This window comes from Pseudomonas persica, from assembly GCF_900291015.1.
In the GTDB taxonomy this organism is placed as follows: Bacteria; Pseudomonadota; Gammaproteobacteria; order Pseudomonadales; family Pseudomonadaceae; genus Aquipseudomonas.
On sequence record NZ_OLKL01000019.1, the window covers coordinates 39,140 to 46,039 of the forward strand.

At 65.0% G+C, this 6,900-nt stretch carries 6 protein-coding genes and 1 pseudogene; 3 read left to right on the top strand and 4 right to left on the bottom strand.

The window, feature by feature from the left end:
- Positions 1 to 33: 33 nt before the first annotated feature.
- The 3 genes and pseudogenes from FQ664_RS10255 to FQ664_RS10265 all read right to left on the bottom strand — a co-directional run.
- Positions 34 to 1,074: an AraC family transcriptional regulator gene (locus FQ664_RS10255; RefSeq protein ID WP_144171815.1), complete on the bottom strand. Its 1,041-nt coding sequence runs from the start codon at positions 1,072 to 1,074 to the stop codon at positions 34 to 36.
- A gap of 4 nt (positions 1,075 to 1,078) precedes the next feature.
- Positions 1,079 to 2,197, bottom strand: a complete 1,119-nt coding sequence (locus tag FQ664_RS10260) for a nitrilase-related carbon-nitrogen hydrolase (protein ID WP_144171816.1) — start codon at positions 2,195 to 2,197, stop codon at positions 1,079 to 1,081.
- A 168-nt stretch (positions 2,198 to 2,365) separates the two neighbouring features.
- Positions 2,366 to 2,515, bottom strand: a pseudogene (locus tag FQ664_RS10265) (helix-turn-helix domain-containing protein); the annotation flags it as partial.
- A 54-nt stretch (positions 2,516 to 2,569) separates the two neighbouring features.
- Between FQ664_RS10265 and FQ664_RS28230 the strand changes: the two are divergent.
- The 3 genes from FQ664_RS28230 to FQ664_RS10280 all read left to right on the top strand — a co-directional run bounded on the left by FQ664_RS28230 (position 2,570) and on the right by FQ664_RS10280 (position 6,114).
- On the top strand, positions 2,570 to 2,953 hold the full coding sequence (locus tag FQ664_RS28230; RefSeq protein WP_178090978.1) for a hypothetical protein: 384 nt from the start codon (positions 2,570 to 2,572) through the stop codon (positions 2,951 to 2,953).
- 81 nt (positions 2,954 to 3,034) lie between these two features.
- A complete protein-coding gene (locus FQ664_RS10275) occupies positions 3,035 to 5,071 on the top strand; it encodes an NADPH-dependent 2,4-dienoyl-CoA reductase (protein ID WP_144171817.1) in 2,037 nt (678 codons plus the stop codon).
- A gap of 152 nt (positions 5,072 to 5,223) precedes the next feature.
- Positions 5,224 to 6,114: a 1-aminocyclopropane-1-carboxylate deaminase/D-cysteine desulfhydrase gene (locus tag FQ664_RS10280; RefSeq protein WP_144171818.1), complete on the top strand. Its 891-nt coding sequence runs from the start codon at positions 5,224 to 5,226 to the stop codon at positions 6,112 to 6,114.
- Here FQ664_RS10280 and FQ664_RS10285 read toward each other — a convergent pair.
- Positions 6,105 to 6,650 carry a cytochrome b gene (locus FQ664_RS10285; protein WP_144171819.1) on the bottom strand — a complete coding sequence of 182 codons (546 nt, stop codon included), beginning with the start codon at positions 6,648 to 6,650 and terminating at the stop codon, positions 6,105 to 6,107. The genes FQ664_RS10280 and FQ664_RS10285 overlap by 10 nt on opposite strands.
- Between the last annotated feature and the right edge of the window lie 250 nt (positions 6,651 to 6,900).

A 6,900-nucleotide genomic window follows, 5' to 3' on the forward strand; every position in this document is an offset into this window, starting at 1 on the left:
CACCCCGGAACCGGCTGACGATGCCACCGAGCTTTAGCCTACCCGCCGCTGGCTGCGGCGAAACTCCCCCGGTGTAAGGCCCGTCCAGCGCTTGAAGGCGCGCTGGAAGGCCTCGGCCGACGCAAACCCCAGCAGATAGGCAATCTCGCCAAAGGCCAGTTCCGTATCGCGGATATAGGTCTCGGCCAGGTCGCGCCGTGTTTCGTTGAGCAGGTCGCGAAAACGTGTGCCTTCCTCGGCCAGCTTGCGGCGCAAGGTCCAGGTCGGAAGTTGCAGGTGCAGCGCCACTTCTTCCAGGTCCGGCTCACGGCCGCCGTTGAGCAACGGGCCCAGCAGGTGGGTGATGCGCTCACCCAGGCTGCGTACCCGCGTGCGTTGCAGCATCTCCGCCTCGCACAACCGCAGCAGGTGGTGCCAGGTGCTTGGGCAATGCCTGGGGTTGGCCAACTGCAGCGTGGCGCGGCTCAGGCGCAGCTGATTGCTTTCGGCGGCAAATTGCACGGGTGCGCTGCACAACAGCTGGTAATGCGCGGCGTAGGCGGGGGCGGCAAATTCGATTTCCAGGCGTTCGGCCTGCACCGTTGTACCGGCAAGGTCGGCCAGTTGGGCCAGCCAGCCAGCGAGCAGTGAATCGACGACAAAGCGGTTGTAGGCATTGTAGGGACTGATGGAGTAAAAGCGCAGCCAGGCGCCCTGGGCATCTTCGTGGAAGCTGGAATGGCCACGGTAATTGGATGCATATAGCGGCTCGAAGCGCAGCAGGGTGCGCGCAGCCTCGCCCACGGTGGGCGCCTGGGCCGCAGTGACCCCGGCAAGTCCGGCATGCGCCAGGCGGCTCAGGTGCCCAATGTGCAGGCCCAGCGCGGCTTCGTCGCACATTTCGATGGCGGCGTGACCTAGGTGCATGTAGCGCGGGATCGACAAGCGCGCGCCGGCTTCGCCCAGGCGCGCCGCATCCAGGCCATAGCGGCGCAGCAGCGGCTCGGGGTCATGGCCCAGTTCGCGCAGGGCTTCGGTCAGCGGCTGGACAAAGCCAACCGACAGGTCGCCCAGGCGCACGCGGGGGCGGGCCATGGGCTTACAGCCACAGGTTCAGCAGGCGGGCGCCAGGGCTGGGGGTACCCGCCAGCAATTCACCCGCGTGGTGGGCAAAGCCCTGGCCGTCGCTGCCCTGTTCCCAGAACTGCCCACGCATGAACACGCTCATGCTGCTGACGCCGGCCCCGGCCGCTTCGGTCAGGCGTTGCCAGGCGGCCTGTTCGCTGACTTCGCCGCGCTGCAAGGCCAGCCCGGCGCTGGCGTCCTGGTGGCGATTGCCACGCCAGGGCGCCTGCCAGCTGCCCTTGCCGCTGAGGAACACCGGGTTGGCGACCAGTTGTACCGCCTGTTGGGCCAGTTGCTGGTGGTTTTCCGGGTACCAGCTGTCACTGCCCACCAGCACGCCCAGGCGCCCGGCAGGGGTTTGCAATACCTGCAGCGGGTGCTGGCGGCCATCGTGGACATAGCGGCGCATTTCGCTGTCGGGGAACTGTTGACGCTGTGGCTGGCCCAGCAGCGAGCCGTCGCCGGCGAACACCATGCTGCTGTTGAACAGTGGGCCGCTGCCGGCATGCAGTACGCCCTGTTTCACATAAGGGGCGGGCAGCACGATGGAGCCAGCCACCAGGGTGACGTTGAACTCCTTGGCCAGGCCACCGAACAGTTGCTGGTAGTCTGCAGCCATCTGCTCGGCCTTCATGCGCAGGTGCGCGTCGGCGCGCCAGTCGTCGCCGTCGGCACTGAGCATGGCCAGGCCATAGCGCAGCGGGTTGCTCAGCTCCAGCCATTGCAGGGCTTCACGGCTTTGCGTGACCTGGTACAGCTCGTTCTTTTCGCCGCGCGCCCACAGCCAGGTACCAATGTGCTCGGGTAGCACCACCACCGTGCGCGGGCCCACCAGACCCTGGGTACGGGCCTGTTCCAGGTAGGCCGCGAGCTTGCGGTGCAGGCGTTGAAGGTTCTGGTAGTCGCCTGGGTAGAGCAGCGGTTCGACGCCAAGCAGGTTGCCGTGCTCGCCCGGCACGCCATGGTTCAGCGCCAGTTCGATGCGCAGGTCGGACAGGTAATGACCTTCCGGGCGCTGCTGGGTCCAGAAACCGTAGCCGCAGAGGGCGGCGATCATCACCAGCGCCAGGGCGCTTGCCAGGAGTTTTCGCATGAAGCCTTCAACTATCGAATAAAAATGAAGTTGCCATGAAGACCCTCAGGGGCATAGTGCGGCCCTGTTCATCAGCTTGGGAATCCTTGTTGTACTGTTTTTGCAAACTCGCGTTTTTGATCATACCAAAGCACTATCTGGGTCTGCAGCGTCCGCTGCGGTTCCCGCTCAGCTCTGGCGCAACTGTCGCGGGGGCGCGTTCAGCAGGCGGCGCATCAAGCGCCGGAGAGCCGTCGGGTCCTGGTAGCCGACCTGCGCCGAGACCGCTTCGACCGAAAATTCGCCAGACTCGAGCAGCGCCCTGGCCTTGTGCAACTGCAGGTGCTCATCGAGGAGGTGCGAAGCGGTGATTGGCTATGTGGCGGGGTGAACATGCACGCCCACGCCATTCCCTGCATCGTCATGGTAAAGGTGCCTGCCGGCGTCCTCGATGAACAGATGCGCAAGGACTACGTGTTGGGCCTGCACCAGGCCATCGAACAATGCGTCGGGAAGGATGACGGGAGAATGCTGATGACTTCGATACAGTTGGTCGACATCGCCGATGGCACTTGGGGAGCGAACGGGCGTCTCTGGCATCTTGCCGATTTCACTCGTGCTGCCGGTTACCGGCATCTTCTCGCTCGCACCCAGGAGAACATGCCCAGCTGGAACCTGCGGGGCCAAGCATTCGCGAGTCCTCGGGTGGTCTCGCTGTGCGCCAGGATCAATAACTTGTCAGTTTCGATCATTGAGCCCGTTCAAACGGCTGTTTAATGTCGCAGGCAGACAAACGACGGGGCCTGCCGACCGGTGAGGCACCCGCATCCCGTGAATATGCCACCTGGGGACCTTTCCATGGCCGCCGACCGCTACCCGCACCTGCTCGCCCCGCTGGACCTGGGCTTCACCACCTTGCGCAACCGCACCCTGATGGGCTCGATGCACACCGGCCTCGAAGAGCGCCCGGGCGGTTTCGAGCGCATGGCGGCCTACTTTGCCGAGCGCGCCCGCGGTGGCGTCGGCTTGATGGTCACCGGCGGCATTGCGCCAAACGATGAAGGCGGGGTGTACTCCGGTGCGGCCAAACTCAGCACCGAGGAAGAGGCCGACAAGCACCGCATCGTTACCGAGGCGGTACACGCCGCCGGTGGCAAGATCTGCCTGCAGATCCTGCATGCCGGGCGCTATGCCTACAGCCCACGCCAGGTGGCGCCCAGCGCGATCCAGGCGCCGATCAACCCATTCAAGCCCAGGGAGCTGGATGAGGCGGGTATCGAGAAGCAGATCGCCGACTTCGTCAACTGCGCGGTGCTGGCCCAGCGCGCCGGTTACGACGGCGTCGAGATCATGGGTTCGGAAGGCTACTTCATCAACCAGTTCCTCGCCGCCCACACCAACCACCGCACCGACCGTTGGGGCGGCAGCTACGAAAACCGCATGCGTCTGGCGGTGGAAATCGTCAGCCGGGTACGTGGCGCGGTAGGGCCGAACTTCATCATCATCTTCCGCCTGTCGATGCTCGATCTGGTCGAGGGCGGCAGCAGCTGGGACGAAATCGAGCTGCTGGCCAAGGCCATCGAGCAGGCCGGTGCGACCCTGATCAACACCGGCATCGGCTGGCACGAAGCGCGTATCCCGACCATTGCCACCAAGGTGCCGCGCGCGGCGTTCAGCAAGGTCACCGCCAAGCTGCGTGGCGTGGTGAACATTCCACTGATCACCACCAACCGCATCAACACCCCGGAAGTGGCCGAGGCGGTGCTGGCCGAGGGCGATGCCGACATGGTCTCGATGGCCCGGCCGTTCCTCGCCGACCCGGACTTCGTCAACAAGGCCGCTGCCGGCCGCGGCGACGAGATCAACACCTGCATCGGCTGCAACCAGGCCTGCCTGGACCATACCTTCGGCGGCAAGCTGACCAGTTGCCTGGTCAACCCGCGCGCCTGTCACGAGACCGAGCTCAACTACCTGCCCGTGCGTGCCGTGAAACGCATAGCCGTGGTCGGTGCCGGCCCGGCCGGTCTGGCCGCTGCCACGGTTGCAGCAGAGCGCGGCCACACGGTGACCCTGTTCGATGCCGCCAGCGAGATCGGCGGGCAGTTCAATGTGGCCAAGCGGGTGCCAGGCAAGGAAGAGTTCCATGAAACCCTGCGTTACTTCCGCAACAAGGTCAAAAGCACGGGGGTGAACCTGCGCCTGAACACCTGGGTCGATGTGCAGGCCCTGTTGGACGGTGGCTACGACGAGATCATCCTGGCCACCGGTATCGCCCCGCGCACACCTGCCATCCCCGGTGTCGAGCATGCCAAGGTGCTCAGCTACCTGGACGTGCTGCTCGAGCGCAAGCCGGTAGGCAAGGCTGTCGCAGTGATAGGCGCGGGTGGCATCGGTTTTGACGTTTCCGAGTACCTGGTGCATCAGGGCGTGGCCACCAGCCAGGACCGTGAGGCGTTCTGGCAGGAGTGGGGCATCGATACCCATCTGCGAGCACGTGGTGGCGTGGCCGGGATCAAGGCTGAGCCGCATGCCCCGGCGCGGCAGGTGTACCTGTTGCAGCGCAAGAAATCCAAGGTGGGTGACGGCCTGGGCAAGACTACCGGCTGGATTCACCGTACCGGGTTGAAGAACAAGCGGGTGCAGATGCTCAACAGCGTCGAGTACCTGGGCATCGACGATGCTGGCCTGCACATTCGCGTGGCCGATGGCGAGCCGCAGGTGCTGGCGGTGGACAACGTGGTGATCTGCGCCGGGCAGGAGCCGCTGCGTGAGCTGCAGGACGGGCTGGTGGCGGCGGGGCAGTCGGTGCACCTGATTGGTGGGGCCGATGTGGCGGCGGAGCTGGATGCCAAGCGGGCGATCAACCAGGGTTCGAGATTGGCGGCTGAGCTCTGAGGTCACCGGGGCCGCTGTGCGGCCCATCGCCGGCAAGCCGGGCTCCCACAGGTACAGCGCAAACCTCAAGCATTACGCTGTACTTGTGGGAGCCCGGCTTGCCGGCGATGGGCTGCAAAGCAGCCCCAGGGGTTCACTGGTAAACTCGCACCATGTTCTTTGACCTCCCTCAAGCCCCGCTGCAACCCCTGAACCTGCCCTGGCTGCAACAAGCCCAGGTCGAAGCCGCCATCCTGCGCCTGGACCTGATCGACCCGCTGATCAGCGGCAACAAGTGGTTCAAGCTGCGCCATCACCTGCAGCACGCCAAGGCCAGCAACGCCGCGGGCCTGATTAGTCTCGGCGGCAACCATTCCAACCACCTGCACGCCCTGGCCGCCGCCGGCAAGCGCTTCGGCTTCGCCACCGCCGGCCTGCTGCGTGGCCATGCCCAGGACACGCCAACCGTGCGTGACCTGCAGGCAATGGGCATGGAGCTGCACTGGCTGGGCTATGGCCGCTACCGCGCGCGCAACCAGCCAGGTTTCTGGGAGCCCTGGCAGGCGCGCTACCCGGGTTGGCACTGTATTCCCGAAGGCGGCGGCGGGCTGGCCGGTGCGCAAGGCTGCGCCCTGATCATGGAGCAGGCTCGCGCACAAATCGCAGCACTTGGCTGGGGCGACTACGACGCCTGGTGGCTGGCCGCCGGAACGGGGACTACCTTGGCCGGCCTGGTGGTGGCCGAGGAGGGTGGGCATGTCGTACATGGCGCATTGGCCGTCCCGGGTGCTCACGGGGTAGCGCAAGCGGTAACGGAACTGGTGGGTACGCGCGGCTACCAGCTTCACGAAGCCTGCCGTGGCGGTTTCGGCAAATTCGATGACGAGCTGCTGGCGTTCATCGCCGACTGCGAGCGGCACACCGGCGTGCCGCTCGAAGCCCTGTACACCGGCAAGGCCCTGCTAGCTCTGCGTGAGCAGGTCGAGGCCGGGCTGTTCGCGCCCGGCACCCGCCTGATCGTCGTGCACAGTGGCGGCCTGCAGGGCCGGCGCGGTTACTTGTAGGGCAGCATGCGCAGCAGCGTGTTGTCGCGTTTTACATAGTGGTGATACAGCCCGGCCAGTGCATGCAGGCCGATCAGCCAGTAGCCCCAGCTGCCGATGCGTTCATGCCAGCCTTTGATGAACTTGGCCTGGTCCGGGTTCGGGCCGATCAGGTGCGGCAGCTCCAGGCCGAAGAACGGCACCGGTTTGTCGGCGGCGCTGAGGATCAGCCAGCCGGCCAGCGGCAGGATGATCATTAGCAGGTACAGCGCCAGGTGCATCAGGTGCGCGAAGCCGGTCTGCCAGGCCGCAGGTTTGGGCACGATGGGAGGGGTCGGGCGGCTCAGGCGGATGGCCAGGCGCAGCCAGACCAGTACGAACACGCTGAGCCCGAGCATGAAGTGCAGGTCCTTCATCAGGTTGCGTTCGACGCTGTCCTTGGGGAACAGGCCACGCAGTTCGATAAGGGCATAGACAGCGGCCAGTAGCACCAGCATCAGCCAGTGCAGGGCGATGGACAGGCGCGCGTAATGGGTCGCGGGGGTGGATGAAACCATGATCGGTCCTCGTCATCAGGTCGGAATGGCGCTCTTGCTGGCGCTCAGGTAGTACTGTATTGGCTACCGGGGAACGAATCTTTGCGCTGGGTCTGTGAAAATTGTGTTGTCTGCATGGCCTCTTCGCGGGTAAACCCGCAGGGACTGCACAGCCTTCAGTGCTGCGTGGAACCTGTGGGAGATTCTATGGTTTTCAGCAAGCCAGTTTCCCGCCTTTGGTGACATATTCGTCCTGATTTTTCATCAGGGC

Excerpts from the sequence above, each read along its gene's own strand:
- FQ664_RS10255 (WP_144171815.1), bottom strand. The coding sequence starts at position 1,074 with ATGGCCCGCCCCCGCGTGCGCCTGGGCGACCTGTCGGTTGGCTTTGTC.
- FQ664_RS10280 (WP_144171818.1), top strand. The coding sequence starts at position 5,224 with ATGTTCTTTGACCTCCCTCAAGCCCCGCTGCAACCCCTGAACCTGCCC.
- FQ664_RS10275 (WP_144171817.1), top strand. The coding sequence starts at position 3,035 with ATGGCCGCCGACCGCTACCCGCACCTGCTCGCCCCGCTGGACCTGGGC.
- FQ664_RS28230 (WP_178090978.1), top strand. The coding sequence starts at position 2,570 with ATGCACGCCCACGCCATTCCCTGCATCGTCATGGTAAAGGTGCCTGCC.
- FQ664_RS10285 (WP_144171819.1), bottom strand. The coding sequence starts at position 6,650 with ATGGTTTCATCCACCCCCGCGACCCATTACGCGCGCCTGTCCATCGCC.
- FQ664_RS10260 (WP_144171816.1), bottom strand. The coding sequence starts at position 2,197 with ATGCGAAAACTCCTGGCAAGCGCCCTGGCGCTGGTGATGATCGCCGCC.